Source organism: Kosakonia sp. S42 (assembly GCF_016624785.1).
Lineage (GTDB): Bacteria > Pseudomonadota > Gammaproteobacteria > Enterobacterales > Enterobacteriaceae > Kosakonia > Kosakonia cowanii.
This window is the reverse complement of record NZ_JACVTW010000001.1, coordinates 583,110-605,905: the sequence shown is the minus strand read 5'-3', so window position 1 is coordinate 605,905 and position 22,796 is coordinate 583,110. Positions and strand designations below refer to the sequence as shown.

Annotated in this window: 23 protein-coding genes; 17 read left to right on the top strand and 6 right to left on the bottom strand. The window is 56.6% G+C overall.

Translation table 11 applies throughout. From position 1 onward, the window contains the following. Positions 1-4: 4 nt before the first annotated feature. Positions 5-1,537 (bottom strand): Re/Si-specific NAD(P)(+) transhydrogenase subunit alpha, encoded by a 1,533-nt coding sequence (pntA, locus tag IAE50_RS02870; protein ID WP_200579504.1) that lies wholly within the window; start codon positions 1,535-1,537, stop codon positions 5-7. Between the two features lie 492 nt (positions 1,538-2,029). On the opposite strand from pntA, the gene ydgH reads away from it, so the two are divergent. Both ydgH and IAE50_RS02860 read left to right on the top strand, forming a co-directional pair. Beyond that, positions 2,030-2,974, top strand: a complete 945-nt coding sequence (gene ydgH, locus IAE50_RS02865) for a DUF1471 family protein YdgH (protein ID WP_023481762.1) — start codon at positions 2,030-2,032, stop codon at positions 2,972-2,974. 198 nt (positions 2,975-3,172) lie between these two features. After that, complete coding sequence (locus IAE50_RS02860; protein WP_200579503.1) at positions 3,173-4,555, top strand: amino acid permease; 1,383 nt, start codon at positions 3,173-3,175, stop codon at positions 4,553-4,555. A gap of 2 nt (positions 4,556-4,557) precedes the next feature. On the opposite strand, the gene IAE50_RS02855 is transcribed toward IAE50_RS02860, so the two are convergent. Then, the gene (locus IAE50_RS02855) at positions 4,558-4,893 is read right to left on the bottom strand and encodes a GlpM family protein (RefSeq protein ID WP_023481682.1); all 336 of its coding nucleotides are present in this window, start codon (positions 4,891-4,893) and stop codon (positions 4,558-4,560) included. 128 nt (positions 4,894-5,021) lie between these two features. Here IAE50_RS02855 and rstA point away from each other — a divergent pair, with 128 nt between their 5' ends. From rstA to tus, 3 genes are all read left to right on the top strand, one after another. Then, the gene (gene rstA / locus IAE50_RS02850; RefSeq protein ID WP_200579502.1) at positions 5,022-5,738 is read left to right on the top strand and encodes a two-component system response regulator RstA; all 717 of its coding nucleotides are present in this window, start codon (positions 5,022-5,024) and stop codon (positions 5,736-5,738) included. A 21-nt stretch (positions 5,739-5,759) separates the two neighbouring features. Beyond that, on the top strand, positions 5,760-7,055 hold the full coding sequence (gene rstB, locus IAE50_RS02845; protein ID WP_200579501.1) for a two-component system sensor histidine kinase RstB: 1,296 nt from the start codon (positions 5,760-5,762) through the stop codon (positions 7,053-7,055). Positions 7,056-7,131: 76 nt separating this feature from the next. Continuing rightward, positions 7,132-8,061: a DNA replication terminus site-binding protein gene (tus, locus tag IAE50_RS02840; RefSeq protein WP_094419987.1), complete on the top strand. Its 930-nt coding sequence runs from the start codon at positions 7,132-7,134 to the stop codon at positions 8,059-8,061. Here tus and fumC read toward each other — a convergent pair. Then, on the bottom strand, positions 8,058-9,458 hold the full coding sequence (gene fumC / locus IAE50_RS02835; protein WP_200579500.1) for a class II fumarate hydratase: 1,401 nt from the start codon (positions 9,456-9,458) through the stop codon (positions 8,058-8,060). The genes tus and fumC overlap by 4 nt on opposite strands. 150 nt (positions 9,459-9,608) lie before the next feature. Continuing rightward, entirely contained in the window at positions 9,609-11,255 is a 1,647-nt protein-coding gene (gene fumA, locus IAE50_RS02830; protein WP_200579499.1) for a class I fumarate hydratase FumA, read from the bottom strand. A gap of 199 nt (positions 11,256-11,454) precedes the next feature. Here fumA and manA point away from each other — a divergent pair, with 199 nt between their 5' ends. The 5 genes from manA to IAE50_RS02805 all read left to right on the top strand — a co-directional run bounded on the left by manA (position 11,455) and on the right by IAE50_RS02805 (position 15,502). Further along, on the top strand, positions 11,455-12,633 hold the full coding sequence (gene manA / locus IAE50_RS02825; protein WP_200579498.1) for a mannose-6-phosphate isomerase: 1,179 nt from the start codon (positions 11,455-11,457) through the stop codon (positions 12,631-12,633). A 99-nt stretch (positions 12,634-12,732) separates the two neighbouring features. Next, the gene (locus tag IAE50_RS02820) at positions 12,733-14,265 is read left to right on the top strand and encodes a YdgA family protein (protein ID WP_042715267.1); all 1,533 of its coding nucleotides are present in this window, start codon (positions 12,733-12,735) and stop codon (positions 14,263-14,265) included. Between the two features lie 218 nt (positions 14,266-14,483). Further along, the gene (locus IAE50_RS02815; protein ID WP_200133099.1) at positions 14,484-14,735 is read left to right on the top strand and encodes a two-component-system connector protein YcgZ; all 252 of its coding nucleotides are present in this window, start codon (positions 14,484-14,486) and stop codon (positions 14,733-14,735) included. A 91-nt stretch (positions 14,736-14,826) separates the two neighbouring features. Beyond that, positions 14,827-15,126 carry a hypothetical protein gene (locus IAE50_RS02810; RefSeq protein ID WP_148285641.1) on the top strand — a complete coding sequence of 100 codons (300 nt, stop codon included), beginning with the start codon at positions 14,827-14,829 and terminating at the stop codon, positions 15,124-15,126. A 163-nt stretch (positions 15,127-15,289) separates the two neighbouring features. Then, positions 15,290-15,502, top strand: a complete 213-nt coding sequence (locus tag IAE50_RS02805) for a hypothetical protein (protein WP_148285640.1) — start codon at positions 15,290-15,292, stop codon at positions 15,500-15,502. 60 nt (positions 15,503-15,562) lie between these two features. Here the strand turns inward: IAE50_RS02805 and IAE50_RS02800 are convergent, their stop codons facing one another. Then, positions 15,563-15,811, bottom strand: a complete 249-nt coding sequence (locus IAE50_RS02800) for a biofilm development regulator YmgB/AriR family protein (protein WP_094419993.1) — start codon at positions 15,809-15,811, stop codon at positions 15,563-15,565. A gap of 289 nt (positions 15,812-16,100) precedes the next feature. Here IAE50_RS02800 and malX point away from each other — a divergent pair, with 289 nt between their 5' ends. The 4 genes from malX to add all read left to right on the top strand — a co-directional run bounded on the left by malX (position 16,101) and on the right by add (position 20,377). Further along, the gene (malX, locus tag IAE50_RS02795) at positions 16,101-17,717 is read left to right on the top strand and encodes a maltose/glucose-specific PTS transporter subunit IIBC (protein ID WP_200579497.1); all 1,617 of its coding nucleotides are present in this window, start codon (positions 16,101-16,103) and stop codon (positions 17,715-17,717) included. Beyond that, positions 17,714-18,898: a MalY/PatB family protein gene (locus tag IAE50_RS02790; protein WP_200579496.1), complete on the top strand. Its 1,185-nt coding sequence runs from the start codon at positions 17,714-17,716 to the stop codon at positions 18,896-18,898. Before malX ends, IAE50_RS02790 begins: the two co-directional genes overlap by 4 nt. 28 nt (positions 18,899-18,926) lie before the next feature. Next, on the top strand, positions 18,927-19,208 hold the full coding sequence (locus IAE50_RS02785; RefSeq protein WP_225975726.1) for a hypothetical protein: 282 nt from the start codon (positions 18,927-18,929) through the stop codon (positions 19,206-19,208). Between the two features lie 167 nt (positions 19,209-19,375). Further along, positions 19,376-20,377 carry an adenosine deaminase gene (gene add, locus IAE50_RS02780; RefSeq protein ID WP_200579495.1) on the top strand — a complete coding sequence of 334 codons (1,002 nt, stop codon included), beginning with the start codon at positions 19,376-19,378 and terminating at the stop codon, positions 20,375-20,377. 35 nt (positions 20,378-20,412) lie between these two features. On the opposite strand, the gene IAE50_RS02775 is transcribed toward add, so the two are convergent. Continuing rightward, the gene (locus IAE50_RS02775) at positions 20,413-21,453 is read right to left on the bottom strand and encodes an oxidoreductase (RefSeq protein WP_200579494.1); all 1,041 of its coding nucleotides are present in this window, start codon (positions 21,451-21,453) and stop codon (positions 20,413-20,415) included. 197 nt (positions 21,454-21,650) lie between these two features. Between IAE50_RS02775 and blr the strand changes: the two genes are divergently transcribed. The 3 genes from blr (at position 21,651) to IAE50_RS02760 (ending at position 22,768) form a co-directional block, all read left to right on the top strand. Next, positions 21,651-21,788, top strand: coding sequence for a division septum protein Blr (blr, locus tag IAE50_RS02770; protein ID WP_023481427.1), 138 nt, complete (start codon positions 21,651-21,653; stop codon positions 21,786-21,788). 238 nt (positions 21,789-22,026) lie between these two features. Next, positions 22,027-22,242, top strand: a complete 216-nt coding sequence (gene ydgT, locus IAE50_RS02765; protein WP_023481783.1) for a transcription modulator YdgT — start codon at positions 22,027-22,029, stop codon at positions 22,240-22,242. 85 nt (positions 22,243-22,327) lie between these two features. Next, positions 22,328-22,768 (top strand): DUF2569 domain-containing protein, encoded by a 441-nt coding sequence (locus tag IAE50_RS02760; RefSeq protein ID WP_023481384.1) that lies wholly within the window; start codon positions 22,328-22,330, stop codon positions 22,766-22,768. The last annotated feature ends 28 nt before the right edge of the window (positions 22,769-22,796 follow it).

Sequence of the window (22,796 nt, the reverse complement as noted above, 5' to 3'; positions counted from 1 at the left end):
CCCCTTAGTTCTTCCGGAACATTTTCAGCATGCGCTGAGTGACGGTGAAACCACCAAAAATATTGATACTGGCAATCAGCACCGCGATAAAGCTGAAGAAGCTGACCCAGCCGCCGTGCCCCATCTGTAGCAGCGCACCGACGACAATAATGCCGGAGATGGCATTGGTGACCGACATCAGCGGCGTATGCAGCGCATGGGAGACGTTCCACACGACGTAGAAACCGACGACGCAGGAGAGCGCAAACACGGTGAAGTGACCAAGGAACTCTTTCGGTGCGACGTCGGCGAGCCAGCCAAACAGCACAATCGCCAGCGCCATCAGCGCATATTTACGCCACGGTGATGCCGGTGCCGGCTCCTCTTTCGGCGCAGCGGGGGCAGCTTTTGGTGCGGCCTGCGGTTGGGCAGAGACCTGAATCGGCGGTGCCGGCCAGGTCACTTCGCCTTCACGCACCACCGTTACGCCGCGCACCACCACATCGTCAAAATTAACCACCACGTTGCCATCTTTCTCAACGCAGAGCAGTTTCAGCAGGTTAACCAGGTTGGTGCCATAGAGTTGTGACGACTGGGTCGGCAGGCGCCCCGGGAGATCGGTGTAGCCAATCACTTTGACGCCGTTGGCGGTAGTGGTGACCTGGTTCGGCACGGTATATTCACAGTTACCGCCGTTTTGCGCTGCCAGATCGACAATCACGCTGCCCGGCTGCATGGCGTCAACCATCTCGCGGGTGATCAGTTTCGGCGCCGGTTTGCCCGGAATTAATGCCGTAGTGACGATGATGTCGACCTCTTTCGCTTGCGCGGCAAAGAGCTCCATCTCCGCTTTGATAAAGGCTTCCGACATCACCTTCGCATAGCCGTCGCCGCTGCCCGCTTCCTCTTCAAAATTAAGCTCGAGGAACTCGGCGCCCATACTTTGCACCTGCTCCTTCACTTCCGGGCGGGTATCGAATGCGCGGACAATCGCGCCAAGGCTGTTAGCCGCACCGATGGCGGCCAGACCAGCAACGCCTGCGCCAATCACCATCACTTTGGCTGGTGGCACTTTACCGGCGGCGGTGATCTGCCCGGTGAAGAAGCGGCCAAACTCGTGGGCGGCTTCAACAATTGCGCGATAACCGGCGATGTTCGCCATCGAGCTCAGCGCATCCAGCGACTGAGCGCGCGAGATGCGCGGAACGGAGTCCATCGCCATCACCGTGACGTTGCGTGCCGCCAGCGTCTCAATCAGCGCCGGGTTTTGCGCAGGCCAGATAAAGCTCACCAGCGTTGTGCCCGGATTGAGCAGTGCAATCTCCTCCTCCAGCGGCGCATTCACTTTCAGGATCACATCCGAATGCCAGACATTATCGCTATCGACAATGGTCGCGCCCGCCTGGGCAAACGCCTCGTCGTCAAAACTTGCCAGCTTGCCCGCGCCGCTCTCAATCGCGACGGTGAAACCCAATTTTAGTAGCTGCTCGACCGTTTTCGGCGTCGCGGCCACGCGGGTTTCATTGGCCAACCTCTCTTTAGGTACACCAATACGCATAGTTTTCCCTTCCATCGGTTTTAGTTGATGGTTTGTCCGTTTTTCGCGGTGGCTAATTAACGCCGTGCGGAAAATAAAACAGTAACAAACTTTCTATAACCTACTGAAAATAACGCCTGCGATCCACCGTCAGAAAAGCGAAATGCTGCACTAATCCGCGAAAATTAAGCGCTGAAGCGGGCTGACAGGGTTATTTGACTTAAATTAACGTGGAAAGGCTGATATTCCGCTTAAGCGAAGCGGCAAAACATGATTTATCTCCGCCCCACCATCCCTTTTAACATTACATTAACTTTAAAAACTCATAACCTTTATCACTTTTGCTGGTCAAGGGGCTATTTTTTCAACATATCACTAAAGGTTATGGTTTATCCCCCTGGCCGCGCACACTCTGTAAAAAATGACGCAGACAGTCGCGCGGTTTAAATGCAATAATCACCGACGTTTTATTAATAACAACTTATGGTTTGCGCAAGGCGAAGGATTATTTTTATGAAGCTCAAGTACACCCTCCTGGCGTCAGCACTTCTGTCCGCAACCGCGTTTACTGCTAACGCCGCGACAGAGTTAACACCGGAGCAAGCCGCTGCGGTGAAGCCTTACGATCGCATCGTGATTACCGGACGTTTTAACGCGATTGGCGATGCGGTTAACGCCGTCTCCAAACGCGCAGATAAAGAAGGCGCGGCCTCTTTTTATGTTGTTGACACCTCTGATGCCAATAACAGCGGCAACCAGCGCGTCACCGCCGATCTCTATAAAGCTGATGCGGCGAAAGCAGACAAGCCGACCTATCGCGTGATCAATGGCGTAACCGAATATCCAAAAGATAAAGCCATTGCGCTCGAGCCTTACGATACCGTGACGGTGCAGGGTTTCTACCGCACCCAGCCGGAAGTTAACGACGCTATCAGTAAAGCGGCGAAAGCGAAGGGCGCTGATGCGTTCTATATCGTGCGCCAGGTTGATGCCAACCAGGGCGGTAACCAGCTGATTACGGCCTTCATCTATAAAGCCAATGCGAAAAAACGCGTGATTCAGAGCGCAGACGCCATCCCACGCGACTCCGAAGCGGGCCGTGCCGCGCTGGCGAAAGGCGGTGAAGAAGCGAAGCGTGTTGAAATTCCAGGCGTAGCGTCAGATGCCACCGCAGGCGTCGGCGTCGGCCGTTTCTTTGAAACGCAATCCTCTACCGGTGGTCGTTACAGTGTCACGCTTCCGGACGGTAAAAAGATTGAAGAGCTGAATAAAATCACCGCCGCGCAGATGGTGCCTTTCGACAGCGTTAAGTTCACCGGCAACTATGGCAACATGACTGAAATCTCTTATCAGGTCGCCAAACGTGCCGCCGCAAAAGGCGCGAAGTACTATCACATCACGCGTCAATGGTCTGAAAGCGGCAACAACATGACCATCAGCGCCGACCTCTATAAATAAGGCGTCGCTCAGAGAAAAGGCGGCTTAGAAAGCCGCCTTTTTTTTCAGTTTTATCTACTTTTTCACAAAATTCCCCTCGCCCTCATTGCATGCCCTGACGACTCTCCGTAAAATTCCGCGCCTTAGTGATATCCACCATATTTATGCGCTCCGGCAAAATAATTATTCTGGATGAGTTGCTTTTTTGACAGGATAACAATGGAAAAGAAACTTGGCCTTAGCGCTTTAACTGCGCTGGTCCTGAGCTCAATGCTTGGTGCGGGCGTCTTCAGCCTGCCGCAAAATATGGCGGAAGTCGCCAGCCCTGCCGCGCTGATTATCGGCTGGCTGATCACCGGCGTCGGCATCATCCTTCTCGCCTTCGCCATGCTGATCCTGACCCGCATCCGCCCGGATCTCGATGGCGGTATCTTCACCTATGCCCGTGAAGGCTTTGGCGAGCTGATTGGTTTCTGCTCCGCCTGGGGCTACTGGCTATGCGCGGTGATCGCCAATGTCTCCTATCTGGTGATCGTCTTCTCCGCCCTCAGTTTCTTCACTGACAGCCCGACATTGCGGCTGTTTGGCGATGGCAACACCTGGCAGTCGATCGTCGGAGCTTCCGCCCTGCTATGGATTGTGCATGCACTGGTGCTGCGCGGCGTGCAAACCGCAGCGAGCATCAACCTGGCGGCAACGCTGGCGAAACTGGTCCCGCTCGGGCTGTTTGTCGTGCTGGCGGCGCTGGCCTTCAACCTCGATAAATTCTCCCTCGACTTTAGCGGCGTAGCGCTCGGCGTGCCGGTGTGGGAGCAGGTAAAAAATACCATGCTGATCACCCTGTGGGTGTTTATCGGCGTGGAGGGCGCGGTGGTCGTCTCTGCCCGTGCGCGTAATAAACAGGATGTCGGCCGCGCGACGCTGCTGGCGGTGCTGGCGGCACTGACGGTCTATCTGCTGGTAACACTGCTCTCTCTCGGCGTGGTCGCGCGTCCGGAGCTGGCAGAAATGCGTAACCCGTCGATGGCCGGGCTGATGGTGAAACTGCTGGGCAGTTGGGGCGAAGTGGTGATCGCGACGGGATTAATTATCTCCGTGTGCGGTGCCTACCTGAGCTGGACCATTATGGCGGCGGAAGTGCCGCTACTGGCGGCAACGCATAAAGCCTTCCCGCGTATCTTCGCGCATCAGAACAAACAGAGCGCGCCTGCGGCCTCGCTGTGGCTGACCAACGCCAGCGTGCAGATTTGCCTGGTGCTAATCTGGCTTACCGGCTCGGATTACAACACTCTGCTGACCATTGCCTCAGAGATGATCCTCGTGCCCTATCTGCTGGTTGGCGCTTTCCTGCTGAAAATAGCGCGTCGTCCGCTGCACCGGATGGTCGCCGTTGGGGCTTGCCTCTACGGTTTATGGCTGCTCTACGCCTCCGGCCCGATGCACCTGCTGCTCTCAGTGGTGCTTTATGCCCCAGGTCTGCTGGTCTTTATCTACGCCCGCAGCACCCATAACGACACCATCTCGCTGATGCAGCGCGAAAAAGTCCTGATTTTCCTGCTGCTGGTTGCCGCCCTGCCCGCCACCTGGATGCTGGTGCGCTGAGATCAGTGCAGGCGACTCCAGCAGTAGATTAACAGCCAGGCGCTGAGGCTCCAGCAGATCACCGCACAGCCCAGCGCCGGCCCTACCCGCATAAACGCGGTGAAGTACCAGAGCGAAAGCAGATAGAGAAAGTAAGGGATGATCGCCCACATGCCAAAGATAATGGTAGTGCGCAGCGCCTCGACACCGCGCTCGGTGGCGACAATATAGTGCGCAATCATGGCAAAGGTAGGAAAGAGCGGGATTAACCCGGCTATATAGTAGTTTTTTGTTTTCGCCAGCAGACCAATCAGCACTACCACCAGCGCGCCAATCGCCGCTTTCATCAGCAAGCCCATCATTTTTCCTGTTAACACTTCAACAACATAGACCGCCAGCATAGCGGAAGCGCGTTCGTTTAGAAAAGAGTAATGGCAGGTTCTATCAAGGCGGTGTATGTTGACGTTTTTGCTCATTATGATGGCTTATGAATAAGATCGTTTTTGTAGAAGACGACCCGGATGTGGGTGCACTGATTGCCGCATACCTTGGCAAGCACGATATGGATGTGATTGTCGAGCCGAGAGGCGATCGCGCGGAAGAGGTGATCGCGCGGGAGAACCCGGAGCTGGTGCTGCTCGATATTATGCTGCCAGGCAAAGATGGCATGACCCTGTGTCGCGATCTGCGCAAACAGTGGAACGGGCCGATTGTGCTGCTGACCTCCCTTGATAGCGATATGAACCATATCCTGTCGCTGGAGATGGGCGCTAACGACTATGTTCTGAAAACCACCCCGCCCGCCGTGCTGCTGGCGCGACTGCGGCTCCATCTACGCCAGCGCAGTGCAGCAGCCGCCGAGCCTGCGGTGCCGTCGCTGAAACAGCATAAAACCATTACCTTCGGCACACTGTCGATTGACCCCGTTAACCGCCAGGTGCTGCTGGCAGGCGTTGAGGTGGCGCTCTCAACCGCTGACTTCGATCTGCTGTGGGAGCTTGCCACCCACGCGGGGCAAATTATGGATCGCGATGCGCTACTGAAAAACCTGCGCGGCGTAAGCTACGACGGGATGGATCGCAGTGTTGATGTGGCGATTTCGCGCCTGCGTAAAAAGCTGCTCGACAGCGCCACGGAGCCCTATCGTATTAAAACCGTCCGTAACAAAGGCTATCTGTTTGCTCCCCATGCGTGGGACAACTGAAATCCGTAACCAGGTGTCACGATGAAAAAGTTGTTCGTCCAGTTTTACCTGCTGCTGTTCGTCTGCTTTCTGGTGATGACGATGCTGGTCGGTCTGGTCTACAAATTTACCGCCGAGCGCGCCGGCCGTCAGTCGCTTGATGACCTGATGAAAAGCTCGCTCTACCTGATGCGCAGCGAGCTGCGCGAAATCCCGCCCCACGAGTGGGCAAAGACCTTAAAAGAGCTGGATCTTAATCTCTCGTTCGATTTGCAGGTCGAGCCGATGAACAAGTTCAACCTCGATCCGGCGGGTGCCCAGCGTCTGCGCGAGGGCGATATTGTCGCGATTGATTCAGAATACACTTTTATCCAGCGCATTCCGCGCAGCCATTATGTGCTGGCGGTCGGCCCGGTGCCCTATCTCTTTTTCCTGCATGAAACGCGGCTGCTGGATATGGGGCTGATGGCGCTGATTGCCATCTCGCTGGCCTTCCCGGTCTTTATCTGGATGCGGCCGCACTGGCAAGAGATGCTGCGGCTGGAGTCTGCCGCACAGCGTTTTGGTGAAGGCCATCTTGAGGAGCGTATTCACTTTGACAGCGCCTCAAGTTTCGAACGGCTCGGCATCGCTTTTAACCAGATGGCGGATAATATCAACGCCTTAATCGCCAGTAAAAAGCAGCTGATTGATGGCATCGCCCATGAGTTGCGCACCCCGCTGGTCAGGCTGCGTTACCGGCTGGAGATGAGCGATAACCTCAGCGAGGCGGAACACACCGCACTAAACCGCGATATCGGGCAACTGGAGGGGTTGATTGAGGAGCTGCTGACTTATGCCCGCCTCGATCGCCCACAGACCGAGTTGCAGCTGACGACGCCGGATCTGCCCGCCTGGTTTAGCAGTTATCTCGACGATGCGCGCAGCATGAACCCGCAGCACAGCTTGCTGCTCGACTGCCAGGCAGGCGACGAGTATGGCGCGCTCGATATGCGCCTGATGGAGCGTGTGCTGGATAATCTGGTCAACAATGCCCTGCGCTACAGTGAAGGGACGATTAAGGTGACGTTGCAGCGTCAGGGATCGCTTGCCAGCATGACGGTGGAAGATGATGGCCCTGGTATTGCGCCGGCTGAACGGGAGCGTATTTTCGAACCCTTTGTGCGCCTCGATCCGAGCCGCGATCGCGCCACCGGCGGCTGCGGCTTAGGGCTGGCGATTGTCCACTCCATCGCCCAGGCCTTTGGCGGCAGCGTCAGCTGCGGCGAGAGCGAGCTGGGCGGCGCGAAATTTACCTTCCAGTGGCCGATCTACCATAACCTTCCGCTTCCTGTTTAACCCTTCAACGCACAGTGGCTAATGCCCGGCTCCTGTGCTATAAACCATGAGTATGTTGTAACTACAGGAGTGCACAATGGCCGCATTAGATCTGATTGACCGCCTGAACAGCACCTTTCGCCAGCTGGAGCGTGAGCTGGCGGCGCTGAAGGCTGAACTGAGCGAGTGCCGCCTGATGGTCGCCCGCGTCTTTACCCTGCCGGAGATTGCCAAAGGGGCCGAGCACGATCCGCTCCCGACCATCGCGGTGAAGCAGCATATCGGCAAAGCGGCGGCCAGCCTCGCGCTCAACCACTACACCCACCTCTTTATTCAGCAGCAGTCGGAAAACCGCAGCAGTAAAGCCGCCGTGCGGCTGCCGGGCGTGGTCTGTTATCAGGCAAGTGACGCGATGTTGCAGGCGCTGGAGGCGCGCATTAACACCATCAATTCGCTCAAGCAGGCGTTTGAAAAGATCGTCACGGTTGAGTCCGGGCTGGCGCCCACTGCCCGCTTCGAGTGGGTGCATCGCCATCTGCCGGGGCTGATTACCCTCAATGCCTACCGCACATTAACACTGCTGCGCGCACCGGCGACCATCCGTTTCGGCTGGGCCAATAAGCACATTATTAAAAATTTCACCCGCGATGAGGTGCTGGCGCAGCTGGAGAAGAGCCTGAAATCACCGCGCGCGGTGGCAGGCTGGAGCAGAGATGAGTGGCTGGCGCGCGTTCAGCAGGAGTACAACGATGTCGCCGCCCTGCCGCAAAAAGCGCGATTGAAGATCAAACGCCCGGTGAAGGTACAACCTATCGCCCGCGTCTGGTACGCCGGCTCGCAAAAACAGGTGCAGCACGCCTGCCCGACGCCGATTATCACGCTGATATCGGAGGAGAATGGCGGCGCGGTGCCGGACGTCGGCGAACTGCTGGACTACAACGCCGATAATATTCAGCACCGCTACAAACCGCAGGCGCAGCCGTTAACCCCGATTATTCCCCGGCTGCACCTCTACGTGGCGGATTAGGCAGGCTTCATGCTGCCAACCATCGATTCCGGCCGCACCCAGCTGTCAAACTCGGCTTCCGTCAGGTAGCCGAGCGCCAGCGCCGAGGCTTTCAGCGTCAGCCCCTCTTTATGCGCCTTCTTGGCAATCTCCGCCGCTTTGTCATAGCCAATATGGGTATTGAGGGCGGTCACCAGCATCAGCGACTCATTCAGCAGCTGATCGATTCGCTCCCGGTTTGGCTCAATGCCAACCGCACAGTGCTCATTGAAGCTCTCCATGCCATCCGCCAGCAGGCGAATCGACTGCAGGAAGTTATGGATCACCATCGGGCGGAAGACGTTAAGCTCAAAGTTACCCGACGCGCCGCCCATATTCACCGCCACGTCATTGCCCAGCACCTGGCAGCAGAGCATGGTCATCGCTTCGCACTGGGTCGGGTTAACTTTGCCCGGCATGATGGAGCTCCCCGGCTCGTTTTCCGGGATCGAAATTTCGCCAATGCCGCAGCGCGGGCCGGAGGCGAGCCAGCGCACATCGTTGGCGATTTTCATCAGCGACGCGGCAAGCCCTTTTAACGCGCCGTGGGCATGCACCAGCGCATCGCAGGTCGCCAGCGCTTCAAACTTGTTCGGCGCGGTAATGAACGGCTGCTGCGTAAAGCTTGCCAGCTCTTTTGCCACCCGTTCGGCATACTCGGGATGAGTGTTGAGCCCGGTACCTACCGCGGTGCCGCCGAGCGCCAGTTCGCCGAGATGCGGCAGGCTCTGTTCAATATGTTTAAGATTGTGCTCCAGCATCGCCACCCAGCCGGAGATCTCCTGGCCGAGGGTCAGCGGCGTTGCATCCTGCAGATGGGTACGGCCAATTTTGACGATATCGGCAAAGGCGGTGGCCTTTTCACTGAGGGTCTTTTTCAGCACCTGAAGCTGCGGGATGAGCTGCTCGCGCACGCCAATCACCGCCGCGACGTGCATCGCCGTCGGGAAGACATCGTTGGAGCTCTGGCTCTTGTTGACGTCATCATTGGGGTGAATTTTACGCGCCATACCGCGCTCGCCGCCGAGGATCTCGCTGGCGCGGTTTGCCAGCACCTCATTCATGTTCATGTTGCTTTGGGTGCCCGATCCGGTCTGCCAGATCGCCAGCGGAAACTCGTCAGGGTGTTTTCCGGCCAGCACCTCATCGGCCGCCGCCATAATCGCGCGCGCCTTCTCTTCCGGCAGCAGCCCCAGATCCTGGTTCACTTTCGCCGCCGCGCGTTTGGTCAGCGCCAGGGCGTGGATCAGCGAGACCGGCATCTTCTCTGTTGAGATACGGAAATGCTCAAGCGACCGCTGGGTCTGCGCGCCCCACAGCTTATCTGCCGGGACGTCAATCGCGCCCATCGAATCTTTCTCACTGCGATGCGTTGTCATTACTCTCTCCTTGGGTACAAAGTGATAGGGTTTTCGACTGGCTCACTTGCAAACAGGTAAAAGTATTGATGCTTTTTAGAATGTTGTTGTGAAGTTCGTGCTTTATAACCGCCAAAACGGGGAAAAAGCCGCCCCGCAGGGCGGCAGGTACTATTTCAGGCAGCTGGCGCACTGGCCAGACTGGATCTGCTGGAAGAAGTCATTGCCTTTGTCATCGACGAGGATAAACGCCGGGAAATCCTCTACCTCAATTTTCCAGATAGCCTCCATACCCAGCTCCGGGTAGGCGACGCACTCGAGATGTTTAATGCTGTTCTGCGCGAGGATCGCTGCCGGGCCGCCGATGCTGCCGAGGTAGAAGCCGCCATGTTTCGCGCAGGCGTCCGTTACCTGTTTGCTGCGGTTGCCCTTCGCCAGCATAATCATGCTGCCACCCTGGGATTGCAGCTGATCGACATAGGAGTCCATACGTCCGGCGGTGGTTGGGCCGAGCGATCCCGACGCGTACCCTTCCGGCGTTTTCGCCGGTCCGGCGTAGTAGATCGGGTGATCTTTTACGTACTGCGGCAGGTGCTCACCGCTGTCCATTAGCTCTTTCAGTTTGGCGTGGGCAATGTCGCGGGCGACGATAATCGTCCCGGTGAGCGACAGGCGTGTAGAGACCGGATAGCGCGACAGCTGAGCCAGGATCTCGCTCATCGGGCGGTTAAGATCGACTTTTACCGCCTCGCCCTCGCCCGCCTGGCGCAGAGCTTCCGGGATGTATTTGCCAGGATTCTGCTCGAGGCGCTCAAGCCAGATGCCGTCGCGGGTAATTTTGCCTTTAATATTGCGGTCTGCGGAGCACGACACGCCCATGCCGACCGGGCAGGATGCGCCGTGGCGCGGGAGACGGATCACGCGGATATCATGGGCGAAGTATTTGCCGCCGAACTGCGCGCCGAGGCCGAGGTTGCGTGCTTCCTGCAGTAACTCCTGCTCAAGCTGCACGTCGCGGAACGCCTGGCCGTGCTCGTTACCCTGGGTTGGTAGCGCGTCATAATATTTGGTCGAAGCCAGTTTGACGGTCTTCAGCGTCGCTTCCGCAGAGGTCCCGCCAATGACAAAAGCGATGTGGTACGGCGGGCAAGCCGCGGTGCCGAGGGTGCGCATTTTTTCTACCAGATAGTTTTTCAGCTTCGCCGGGGTGATCAGCGCTTTTGTCTCCTGGTAGAGATAAGTTTTGTTTGCCGAGCCGCCGCCTTTGGCGATAAACAGGAACTTATACGCCTCGCCGTCCACGCTGTAGAGATCGATCTGCGCAGGCAAGTTGGTGCCGGTGTTGACCTCTTTATACATATCCAGCGGCGCGTTTTGCGAGTAGCGCAGGTTGTCTTCGGTATAGGTGTTGTAAACGCCCTGCGCCAGTGCGGCTTCATCGCCGCCGCCGGTCCAGACGCGCTGCCCTTTTTTACCCATGATGATCGCCGTGCCGGTATCCTGGCAGGTCGGCAGAATGCCTTTAGCGGCGATCTCCGAGTTGCGCAGGAACTGCAGTGCGACATATTTATCGTTCTCGCTCGCTTCGGGGTCGCTCAAAATATCGGCAACCTGCTGCTGATGCGCCGGGCGCAGGAGAAACGACGCATCATGGAAGGCATGCTGTGCCAGCAGCGTCAGCGCCTGCAGATCGACTTTGAGAATATCCTGCCCCTCGAACTGGGCAACGGAGACGTGGTCGCGGCTTAGCAGATAGTATTCGGTGTCATCCTCTCCGAGGGGGAAAGGATCCTGATAACAGAAGGGTTTGTTCGACATTGTTCTCTCACTTACGGCAAGATTTGGTTATTGTTCAGGCAGGAGATCCCTCAGCCTGTGTTAAAGCGAGTCGCCATATCCTACACAAATTTTTAACAAAAACTGAGACTAGTACGACTTTTTACCCTCACTGATTACTTCCGCCGGGTTTGTTGCTTTAATGGCGCGATAATTTTCCTAATCAAAAAAGGGCTTGATAATGCAAAAACTCATCAACTCCGTGCAGAACTATGCCTGGGGTAGTAAAAGTGCGTTAACGGATCTCTACGGCATCGCCAATCCGGATAATCTGCCAATGGCCGAGTTATGGATGGGTGCCCACCCGAAGAGCAGCTCAAAAGTGCAGGACGAACAGGGGCAAACCCGCGCGCTGCGCGAGGTAATCGAGGCCGATAAGCGCCGCCTGCTCGGCGATGCCGTGGCCGAACGCTTTGGCGAACTGCCGTTCCTGTTTAAAGTGCTCTGCGCTGACCAACCGCTCTCAATCCAGGTTCACCCGAACAAGAAAAACTCAGAGCTGGGCTTTGCGAAGGAGAACGCGGCTGGTATCCCGCTGGATGCCGCCGAGCGCAACTACAAAGATCCTAACCACAAGCCGGAACTGGTCTTTGCCCTCACCCCTTTCCTGGCGATGAACGCGTTCCGCGAGTTCTCTGATATCGTCTCCCTGCTGCAACCTGTCGCCGGTGCACATCCCGCCATCGCCCACTTCCTGCAGGCACCCGGTGCCGGGCGCCTGAGCGAGCTTTTTGCCGCGCTGCTCAATATGCAGAACGAAGAGAAGTCCCGCGCGCTGGCGGTGCTGAAATCGGTGCTTGATAAAGAGCATGGCGAGCCGTGGAACACTATCCGCACCATCGCCGAATTCTACCCGGACGACAGCGGCCTCTTCTCACCCCTGCTGCTTAACGTGGTCAAACTTAACCCCGGCGAAGCGATGTTCCTGTTCGCGGAAACCCCGCACGCTTACCTGCAGGGCGTGGCGCTGGAGGTGATGGCCAACTCCGATAACGTGCTGCGCGCCGGGTTGACGCCGAAATATATTGATATCCCGGAACTGGTGGCGAACGTCAAATTCACGCCGAAAGCGGCAGATGATCTGCTGACGCAGCCGGTTCGTGACGATGCCGCCCTCGATTTCCCGATCCCGGTCGCTGACTTCGCCTTCTCGCTGCACGATCTCTCCACCCACGAAACGCCGCTGGCGCAGCAGAGCGCGGCGATTATCTTCTGTGTCGAAGGTGAAGCGGTGCTCAGCAAAGGTGAGCAAACGCTGGTGCTGAAAGCGGGTGAGTCGGCATTTATCGGCGCGGATGAGTCGCCGGTCGCCGCGAGCGGCACCGGACGGGTGGCACGCGTGTTTAATAAAATCGACTAAGTTACTGAAGTTTTAAGCAACTATTGCTAAGCTTTAGCGAACTTCATTGACAGTCCAGGCGGTTTACACCGCCTGGTTTCTTTTTCAGGGATAAGCGCTATGAAAAAAACGTTGGTTGCCGCCGGGGTTATTGTTGCATTAGGTGTCGTCTGGGCAGGCGGAGCCTGGTATACCGGGAAACAGCTGGAAGGTCGTCTGGGCGAGATGGTGAGCCAGGCAAATGCCCAGATCAAACGCAGCGCGCCGGACGCCAATGTTGAGCTTTCGGCGCAGGATTACAAACGCAGCCTCTTCTCCAGTACCTTCACCCTGCAGGTCAAGCCGATTGCCGGCACCACCAGCCCGTGGCTGAAGCCCGGCCAGAGCGTGGTTCTGCATGAAAATGTCGATCACGGCCCCTTCCCGCTGGCGCAGCTAAAATCCTTCAGCCTGACGCCGGCAATGGCCTCCGTCCATACGCAGCTGGTCAATAATGACGTCACCAAAGCGCTGTTTGAGATGGCGAAGGGTGAGTCGCCGTTCGTCGCCGAAACGCGTATTGGCTACGCCGGTGATACCCGCAGCGACATCAACCTGCGCGCGCTGAATTTCGAAAAAGAGGGTGAGAAAGTCGCTTTCGGCGGCGGTAATTTCCGCGTCAGCGCTGATAAAGAGGGCAATGCGGTCGCGGTGAGCGGCGAAGCGCAAAGCGGCCTGGTCGATACGGTTAACGAGTTTGGTCAGAAAGTGCAGCTCTCCTTTAATAACTTCAAAACCGATGGCTCCAGTGAAATCAGCGCCTTTAATGAGCGCACCGGCAGCCAGAAGATGAGCCTTGATAAACTTGCTATCTCCATTGAAAACAAAGAGATGGCGATTCTTGAAGGGATGGAGCTTACGGCGAAATCGGACGTGGCGGATGATAAGAAAAATATCAACAGCCAGGTCGATTACACCCTCAACAGCCTGAAAGTCCAGGGCCAGGATCTCGGCAACGGCAAACTGACGCTGAAAGTCGGCCAGGTTGATGGCAACGCCTGGCATCAGGCCACGCAGCAGTATGATGCGCAGATCCGCGCGCTGATGGCGCAGCCTGATATCGCCCAGAATCCTGAGCTGTACCAGCAGAAAGCGACCGAAGCGTTTCTCAGTGTCGTACCGCTGCTGCTGAAAGGCGAGCCGGTGATTACCGTTGCTCCGCTGAGCTGGAAAAATGCGAAAGGCGAATCGACCTTTAACCTCTCGCTGTTCCTGAAAGATCCGGCAAAAACCGCTGACGCCCCGCAGACGCTGGCGCAGCAGGTCGATCGCAATGTGAAATCTCTCGACGGCAAGCTCTCCATTCCGGTAGATATGGCGACCGAACTGATGACCCAGGTGGCGAAGCTGCAAGGGTATCAGCAAGAGGATGCGGCGAAACTGGCTAACCAGCAGGTGAAAGGCCTGGCGGCAATGGGCCAGATGTTCCGCATCACTACCCTTGAGAACAACACCATTCTCACCAGCCTGCAGTATGCCAACGGCCAGGTGACGCTGAACGGCGAGAAGATGCCGCTGGAGCAGTTTGTCGGCATGTTTGGCCTGCCGTCACTGCAGCCAGCCGTGCCGGGTGAAGCGGTTCCTCCCGCTCCGCCGGCAATACCGCAGCAGTAAGCAAAACGCCCCTCACATGAGGGGCATTTTTTTGCTTTCCCCTGGAAGATATATCCTCCGTAAGCCCCTTTTCCCTTCCCTATCTATTTCTTTCAGTTATTATTAGCCAGCAAAATTCGGGGCTGCTGAATGCTTTGTAGCGCGAGGCTGATAACCGAATCAGTCCGTTGATGCAAAATCATTCTTTTGGCATTTAGCCCGTTGAAGAGAGGACAGTCGTGAAAGGTTTCCAGGATAAAGGTCCGGATGAGAGTGCGTTCTTCCCGCCGGGTTGCACGCCCTCGCAAGAGGAGTTGTTAGGCGAAATCGTGATCGAGCTTTTGCGTGAAAAAGGCCAGGTCAGCCGACAGAGTCTCTGTATCAAACTGGCAGCGCGTCTCGATAACGCCAACGATCCGTTAACAGAAGCGCGCTATGGCGATCTGCTGAAGCTGATTTTCACCAGAAAAATGGGCTCGTCATTTCCATAATTTTAATGAATGCGCTATAACGTTCAGCATAACGTTACTAAGATGCATGACCGGGAAACCTTTGTACGGTGCAGCAAATGTGTGAGGCAGAATGAGTAAAAATGAGTCAGATAAGCTTGTAGATACGGTAATGGGCGAGGCGGTACTGGCCCTGCTTGATTCAGATGATGATGTCTCTTTCGATGCGCTGATTGGGCAACTGCAAGAGTCCCTGATGAGCGAAGCCGACAGCACGCGACGCGAAGCGCTGCAAAGTGCGATCAGCGGTATTCACCACTATAAAACCCAGCCGGCCTCACGCGGGCGCAAAAGCAGTTTACAGGTCAGCCGCTTAAAGAGCCGGTTGCCTTTATCAGGCCCGGGCATCGATAACAAAGCCCGCAAGCACTGATTTTCCAGCAACAACTCATCATCAGGTCTGGCGTTCCCTACCGGACCCTTACTTTTCACCCTTCTATTCAGACTTGCTTCGCATGTTCCGACGAATGCACAGTGGATTTGATCTGGCCGGCGAGCCTGGAAGAGAGAATCAACAGTGCAACAAGGGAGAGTCATTGAACGACGATGTGCAAGTTGAACCTGAAGAGATCCATGAGGTCATCGGCATAGCCGCTACCTACCTTATGCACTCTCAACGGCCTGTGAAACCCAGCAACCTTGTAATGGTGCTGCGTGCACAGAGCAGTATAACCACCGACCCCAGACAGAAGCGCGTGCTTGATGCCGCCCGGCAGCTCATCCTCGAACGGGTAACCTACTCCGCCTGACTGGCGTAAAAAACGCCTTCGTCCTCAATGAAGGCGTCTTCGTTGATCAATCGTGCCGTTTTACATATCGTCCGGCGTTTTCTGCACTACCCGCTCTAAGGCGCGGCGATAAATCTCCAGCGTTGCGGGATCGTCTTCCGTTTCCAGCAGCCCAACCAGCGCGAGGATGAGATGTTTATGGGTGACGTCACGCTGTTGCAAACGCAGGTTAGCAAGGATCGTGCTAATAACCTGCTTTTCAGCCTCATTATCACCGGCACTCGCGCCAAAATAAGCGTTGAGCTGCTCTTCTGTGGTTGTCGTCTGCATAGTCATCCTGAATAGAGATACCAATAGCGGGCCTCCGCGTCATGGCTGGAGGATCTTAATTTCGCCCCTAAAAATAGTCGCGGTTTTCGGCCTTCGCAACCGGGTATATGAAATTTTCTTATCCATTTAGTAAAGCTGGAAAACAGCTCGCAAATCCCCCTCTATCTAGTTGAATTCCTAATTAAGATCGTCAGGATGATTAGCGGTGCCGCCAGCGGCAGAAAGCTGATAAAACCCTATACGCAGAGTCAGGAAGCCTGCCGTTCGCTTACTTTTATGAGGAGTTGTTATGACGGGAAAAAAGAGATCGGGTAATTCCGTGTGGGAGTTTTTTCAGCAGCTTGGCCGCACCTTTATGCTGCCGGTTGCGCTGCTCTCATTCTGCGGGATTATGCTGGGCATTGGCAGCTCGCTAAGTAGCCGTGATGTAATTACGCTGCTGCCGCTGTTAGGCCATCCGTTACCGCAGGCAATCTTTATCTGGATGAGCAAAATCGGCGCATTTGCCTTCACCTTCTTACCGGTCATGTTCTGTATTGCCATCCCGCTGGGCCTTGCGCGGGAAGATAAAGGCGTCGCCGCCTTTTCTGGCTTTGTCGGCTATGCGGTGATGAACCTGGCGGTCAACTTCTGGCTCACCGCGCAGGGTATTTTACCGACTAACGACGCAGCCGTACTCAAGGCGCATAACATTCAGAGCGTGCTCGGCATTCAGTCGATTGATACCGGCATCCTCGGCGCGGTGATTGCGGGGGTGATCGTCTGGCGGCTGCACGAGCGCTTTCACACCCTGCGCCTGCCGGACGCGCTGGCCTTTTTTGGCGGCACGCGTTCCGTCCCGATTGTCACAAGCGTGGTGATGGGCATTGCTGGCCTGCTGATCCCGCTTATCTGGCCCTGGTTTGCGCTCGGCATTAGCGGCCTCGGGCAACTTATCGATCGCGCGGGCGACTTCGGGCCGATGATCTTCGGCACCGGCGAGCGGCTGCTGCTCCCCTTCGGCTTACAACATATTCTGGTGGCGCTGATCCGCTTTACTGATGCGGGCGGCACCATGGAGGTGTGTGGTCATCAGGTAAGCGGCGCGCTGACCATCTTCCAGGCCCAGCTTGGCTGCCCGCAGACGCACGGTTTTTCTGAGAGCGCGACGCGGTTTCTCTCGCAGGGGAAAATGCCTGCGTTCCTGGGTGGGCTGCCCGGCGCAGCGCTGGCGATGTACCACTGCGCGCGCCCGGAAAATCGCCACAAGATTAAGGGGCTGCTCATTTCCGGTGTTATCGCCTGCGTCGTCGGTGGCACCACCGAGCCCGTTGAGTTTCTGTTTCTTTTTGTCGCCCCGGCGCTCTATCTAATCCACGCCCTCCTCACCGGACTGGGTTTTACCGTGATGGCGGTGCTTGGGGTGACGATTGGTAATACCGACGGCAATGTAATTGATTTTATCGTCTTCGGTGTCCTGCACGGGCTGGCGACCAAATGGTATCTGGTGCCGCTGGTCGCCGCGGTGTGGTTTATCGTCTACTACGCGCTGTTCCGCTTTGCCATTACCCGTTTTGATCTGAAAACGCCTGGCCGCGAACCGCAGACGGTTGAGCGCGAGCAAAGCACGACGCCAGAAGCGACAGGCCGCTCCGGCTATGATGTCCCGGCCTTGCTTGCCGCCCTTGGCGGAGCGCAAAATGTGCAGAGCCTGGATAACTGCATTACCCGCCTGCGCCTGTCGGTGGGCAGCATGGCGCAGGTTGATACTGCCGCGCTGAAAGCCCATCGCGTCCTCGGCGTGGTGAAGGTCAACGACCATAACCTGCAGGTGGTGATTGGGCCGCAGGTGCAGTCGGTAAAAGATGAAATGGCGCAGCTCATTACGGCCGCGCAGGTACAAACAACTCCAGAGGCAAGTAGATGAAGCGCGACGTTTCCTTTGATTTTTCCACCCCGGTTGATCGCCACGGCACCTGGTGCACCCAGTGGGACTACGTGAGCGATCGTTTTGGCCGCGCCGACCTGCTGCCCTTTACCATCTCGGATATGGATTTCGCCACCGCGCCATGCATTCTCGACGCCATGCAAAAGCGCCTTGCGCACGGGGTCTTCGGCTACAGCCGCTGGCAGAACGACGACTTTCTCGGCGCTATCGAATACTGGCTCGCCAGCCGTTTCGACACCCGAATCGACTGCGACGCCCTGGTCTATGGGCCGTCGGTTATCTGGATGATTGCCGAGACCATCCGCCAGTGGACGCAGCCCGGCGATGCCGTTGTGGTTCACACGCCCGCCTATGACGCCTTCCCGAAGATGATAAGCCATAATCAGCGCAAGCTGCTGACGGTGCCGCTGCACCAGTATCACGGCGGCTGGGTATGTGACATGACGCAGCTCGAAGCCGTGCTGGCACGGCCGGAAAGCAAGGTTCTGCTGCTCTGCAGCCCGCATAACCCGACCGGCAAAGTGTGGACGCACGAAGAGCTGACCGCGATGGCACTGCTGTGCGAGCGCCACGAGGTAAAAGTGATCAGCGACGAGATCCATATGGATATGGTCTGGGGCGCGCAGCAGCACATTCCGTGGTGCAATGTCGCGCGCTCACCGTGGGCGCTCTTCTCCTCGGCATCTAAAAGTTTCAATACCCCGGCACTAACCGGCGCATGGGGGCTGTTTGGCGACAAGGCGTCGCGCAACGGCTATCTCGACGCGTTAAAAAACGCTAACGGCTTATCCTCCCCGGCGGTGCTGGCAGTGGCGGCGCATGTTGCCGCCTATCGTGAAGGCGCCCCGTGGCTTGAAGCCCTGCGCAGCTATCTGCGCGCTAACCTGGCTTACCTCGCCACAACCCTCAACGACGCCTTCCCGCAACTGCGCTGGCAGCCGCCGGAGTCGACCTACCTCGCGTGGATCGATCTGCGAGCGCTGGAGATTGATGATGACACGCTGCAAAAAACGCTGATTGAGGAGCAACAGGTGGCGATTATGCGCGGCGATGTCTACGGGTCTCAGGGGCGCGGGTTTATTCGCCTTAACGTCGGTTGCCCGCGAGTGAAGCTGGAAGAGGGAGTAAAAAGGCTGATTGCCGCGCTGCGTTCATGTTAGCCTGTGGCGAAATTTATCAAGGGAGTGAATGATGGTCTGGGGCGTGTCGCTGGTTTACTTTGTTCTCGGCTGGATCTTTTTTACCCGCACGTTCCGCCTCTATGCGCTGGTGTCGAGCCTGCTACTGGCCATCGCGCTGCACAATGTGTTGCAGAGCCACTTGCTGGTGATCCTCTATCTCGCCGTGCTGGCGGTGACCTTTATCACGCTCCTGTTGCTTAAACGTAGCCCGGACAAAAAGGGCACGCTCTACTTTTCACTCCCCTGCTGGCTGCTGATCGTCACAGTGATTTTCAACGTCTTCTTCTGAGGGCGTGATCGATGCCAGCCTGGCTTGCGCTGGCATCAGCAGATGCATACTTTTTCCTCATCTTTGCATACCCTCCTTTCCCATCCTGCTCATTTTATTACTATTTTTAATAAGTTAACGAAGTGTTGTATAATGCTTTGCACTTTTACAAAAAGATGAGTGCGATCATGATTGATTTAAAACTGCCTTTAACCGATATCCATCGTCATCTTGACGGCAATATCCGTGCCCAAACCATCCTCGATCTTGGCCGCCAGTATAATTTACCCCTCCCCGCGCAAACCCTCGACGCGCTGCGCCCGCATGTGCAGGTCACCTCGAACGAACCGGACCTGGTGAGCTTTCTCGCCAAACTCGACTGGGGCGTAAAGGTGCTGGCCTCGCTGGATGCCTGCCGACGCGTCGCTTACGAAAACATGGAAGATGCGGCGCGAAATGGCCTGCACTATGTTGAGCTGCGCTTCTCGCCAGGCTATATGGCGATGACCCACAACCTGCCGGTGGCAGGCGTAGTGGAAGCGGTGATTGCCGGGGTACACGAAGGAAGCCGCGATTTTAATGTGCAGGCACGCTTAATCGGTATTCTGAGCCGCACTTTCGGCGAAGCCGCCTGCGAACAGGAGCTGGACGCCCTGCTCGCCCATCGCGACGGCATTACCGCGCTCGATCTGGCGGGCGATGAGCTTGGTTTTCCGGGAAGCCTGTTCCTTTCCCACTTTACCCGCGCCCGCGATGCCGGCTGGCAGATCACCGTGCATGCTGGTGAAGCCGCGGGTCCGGAGAGCATCTGGCAGGCGATCCGTGAACTGGGTGCCGTGCGCATCGGTCACGGCGTAAAAGCGATTGAAGATGCCGCGCTGATGGACTTCCTCGCCGAACAGCGCATTGGTATTGAGTCCTGCCTCACCTCCAACATTCAGACCAGCACCGTGGCTTCCCTCGATCGCCATCCGCTGAAAACTTTCCTCGATCACGGCATTCTGGCCAGCATTAATACGGACGATCCGGCGGTTCAGGGGATCGATATTGGTCACGAATATGAAGTCGCCGCCCCGGCAGCCGGCCTGAGCGCTGAGCAGATCCGCCAGGCGCAGATTAACGGGCTGGAGTTGGCTTTTATCACTGCCGAAGAGAAACAGGCGCTGCGCGAACGCGTCGCGCAGGCCTGATGAGCGTGGCTCACGGCAGGCCGTGAGTCATTCACTCAGGTGAGGCTGAGGGTTGCGCGGTGTTTTGCTGACTCAATACCAAGCTCAATCAGCTCCATAATGCGGATCGCCTGGCTGGCCGGAACCGGATTCTCACCGCCGCCCATCAGCGCATCACGGATTGCCGCATAATAGGCCGGATAGTTGCCCGGCAGCGTCAGCCAGGTCTCCTCTCTCCGCGTTTCGCCGTCGATGCGGGTCAATACCCCGTCACGCATGTCGTAGCCCCAATCCTCCTGCGGTAAGCGCGCTCCGCTTTTTAAGCGCTCCTCCTGCGGATCAAGACCATATTTCACATAACTGCCGCGCGTGCCGTGGACGATATAACGCGCGGATTCCGCCGCCGCCAGCAGTGTGCCGTGCAGCACCACGCGGCGCTGGGGATAGGTCAATACCGCATGGAAATAGTCGGTGGATTGCGCGCCCGGGCGCAGCTGGGCCAGATCGACGGTTAATGAGACCGGCAGACCAAACAGATTGACCGCCTGGTCGAGCAAGTGCGGGGCTAAATCGTACCAGATGCCGCTCCCCGGGCCGCCCTGTTCGCGCCAGCGGTTACGCACCTGCGGGCGGAAGCGGTCGAAATGGGATTCGAAATAGGCCACTTCACCCAGTGCGCCATCGGCAAGCAGCGCTTTCAGCGTCAGGAAGTCGCTATCCCAGCGGCGGTTGTGAAACACCGATAACAGGCGACCATAGCTGCGGGCCAGTGCATCCAGCTCGCGCGCCTGTGACAGTGTCACGGTAAAGGGTTTATCAACCACCACATGTTTGCCCGCTTCCAGTGCGGCTTTCGCCAGCGGAAAGTGGGTATCGTTGGGCGTGGGGATGACAATTAAGTCGATATTGGGATCGTTAAACAGACGTTTGGGATCGGCAACGACATCGACATTCGGCCAGTCGGCTTTGACCTTTGACTCATCACTGCTGGAAATAGCCGCCAGCGCCATACCGGCGGTGCCAGCGATCAGCGGAGCATGAAATGTTTTACTGGCGTAGCCATATCCGATCACGCCAACCCGAATAATATCACTCATATCACGGCCTCTTTTCAGTGGACCTCCATTTCACACTATCTGCCTGACGCCGACAACCGCTGTTGTGACGCATTTTTACGATGAATAATTCAGCGTATTCTGGTCTGGTTTCCGGTCACAAAATCTGCTTAAATCTGCGCCCAACACCCGTTAATGACTACCGGCGTGTGATGTTAATCCCAGGGAGCAGTATAAATATGACCGCAATATTCAATCGGATTGTTGAATTAATGGGCTGGATTGTGCTCGGCGTATCAACCATTCTGTTGGTGTTTGCCAGCCATATTGATAATTACCAGCCGCCTGAGCAAAGCGTGGTAGTGCAAAAGAAATAAAGGTATTCCCTATTGCTGCGATAGCCCATATCGCGCCAGAAGCGGGTTGCCCGTCATGAGGAAGGACGTTAACCTTCTTCGCCCGGCGCCTTAGTGGCGCCTGGTTTTTATCTGAAAAGAATATGCTTAATTTAATGGCAGATTATTCTCACGCTATTTACGCCCGGATAATAACGTCTATTATTTGCGCGCATAGTCGTTCTTTTTTTGCCTCTTCATTATATGGACACCCTCCGACATGACCGTGCAGGACTATTTATTAAAATTTCGCAAAATCAGTTCGCTTGAAAGCCTGGAAAAGCTCTTTGATCACCTTAACTACACCCTGACCGAGAGCAGTGAGATCATTAATATGTATCGCGCTGCCGATCACCGCCGTGCTGAGCTGGTCTCCGGCGGGCGGCTATTTGACATTGGGTGCGTTCCACGCTCGGTATGGCGCTACGTGGTCTGAGGCCGCTGGTAATCGCCGTGCGATGCTTTATACTCGTCGCCCGGCAATGTTTGCCGCAACTGAATGTGTTAACAGAGGAAATGGCATGACAACAACACCCGCAGAACGTATCGGAGGCTGGTTACTCGCCCCTCTGGCCTGGTTGCTGGTCGCGTTATTAAGCACCTCGCTGGCGTTAATGCTCTACGTCACCGCCCTGTTAACGCCGCATGCGCTCTCGGCCCTGCTGGCGCAGCCGTCGAAAGCGATGCTGCTGTTGATCTTATCCTTTGTCTTTGCCGCCGCACTCTGGTGCTATACGCTCTGGCTGACCATCGCCTTTTTCAAACGCCGCAGCCTGGTGCCGAAACACTACATTATCTGGCTGCTGGTCTGCGTGCTGCTGGCGATAAAAGCATTTGCTTTTTCACCGGTTTCCGATGCGATGGCGGTTCGCCAGCTGATCTTTCCGCTGCTGGCGGCGGCGCTGTTTGTGCCCTACTTCAAGCGCGCGGTGCGCGTGAAGAAGACCTTTATTAACCCGTAAATAACCTTACAGTTAACCTGTTGTCGCC

Bases quoted from the DNA above. Each gene is read 5' to 3' on its own strand.
- IAE50_RS02790 (WP_200579496.1), top strand. From the start codon at position 17,714: ATGAAGCGCGACGTTTCCTTTGATTTTTCCACCCCGGTTGATCGCCAC.
- ydgT (WP_023481783.1), top strand. From the start codon at position 22,027: ATGACCGTGCAGGACTATTTATTAAAATTTCGCAAAATCAGTTCGCTT.
- tus (WP_094419987.1), top strand. From the start codon at position 7,132: ATGGCCGCATTAGATCTGATTGACCGCCTGAACAGCACCTTTCGCCAG.
- blr (WP_023481427.1), top strand. From the start codon at position 21,651: ATGACCGCAATATTCAATCGGATTGTTGAATTAATGGGCTGGATTGTG.
- IAE50_RS02760 (WP_023481384.1), top strand. From the start codon at position 22,328: ATGACAACAACACCCGCAGAACGTATCGGAGGCTGGTTACTCGCCCCT.
- ydgH (WP_023481762.1), top strand. From the start codon at position 2,030: ATGAAGCTCAAGTACACCCTCCTGGCGTCAGCACTTCTGTCCGCAACC.
- IAE50_RS02810 (WP_148285641.1), top strand. From the start codon at position 14,827: ATGAGTAAAAATGAGTCAGATAAGCTTGTAGATACGGTAATGGGCGAG.
- rstA (WP_200579502.1), top strand. From the start codon at position 5,022: ATGAATAAGATCGTTTTTGTAGAAGACGACCCGGATGTGGGTGCACTG.
- add (WP_200579495.1), top strand. From the start codon at position 19,376: ATGATTGATTTAAAACTGCCTTTAACCGATATCCATCGTCATCTTGAC.
- IAE50_RS02860 (WP_200579503.1), top strand. From the start codon at position 3,173: ATGGAAAAGAAACTTGGCCTTAGCGCTTTAACTGCGCTGGTCCTGAGC.
- IAE50_RS02820 (WP_042715267.1), top strand. From the start codon at position 12,733: ATGAAAAAAACGTTGGTTGCCGCCGGGGTTATTGTTGCATTAGGTGTC.
- fumA (WP_200579499.1), bottom strand. From the start codon at position 11,255: ATGTCGAACAAACCCTTCTGTTATCAGGATCCTTTCCCCCTCGGAGAG.
- pntA (WP_200579504.1), bottom strand. From the start codon at position 1,537: ATGCGTATTGGTGTACCTAAAGAGAGGTTGGCCAATGAAACCCGCGTG.
- IAE50_RS02855 (WP_023481682.1), bottom strand. From the start codon at position 4,893: ATGGGCTTGCTGATGAAAGCGGCGATTGGCGCGCTGGTGGTAGTGCTG.
- manA (WP_200579498.1), top strand. From the start codon at position 11,455: ATGCAAAAACTCATCAACTCCGTGCAGAACTATGCCTGGGGTAGTAAA.
- IAE50_RS02785 (WP_225975726.1), top strand. From the start codon at position 18,927: ATGATGGTCTGGGGCGTGTCGCTGGTTTACTTTGTTCTCGGCTGGATC.
- malX (WP_200579497.1), top strand. From the start codon at position 16,101: ATGACGGGAAAAAAGAGATCGGGTAATTCCGTGTGGGAGTTTTTTCAG.
- rstB (WP_200579501.1), top strand. From the start codon at position 5,760: ATGAAAAAGTTGTTCGTCCAGTTTTACCTGCTGCTGTTCGTCTGCTTT.
- IAE50_RS02775 (WP_200579494.1), bottom strand. From the start codon at position 21,453: ATGAGTGATATTATTCGGGTTGGCGTGATCGGATATGGCTACGCCAGT.
- fumC (WP_200579500.1), bottom strand. From the start codon at position 9,458: ATGACAACGCATCGCAGTGAGAAAGATTCGATGGGCGCGATTGACGTC.
- IAE50_RS02800 (WP_094419993.1), bottom strand. From the start codon at position 15,811: ATGCAGACGACAACCACAGAAGAGCAGCTCAACGCTTATTTTGGCGCG.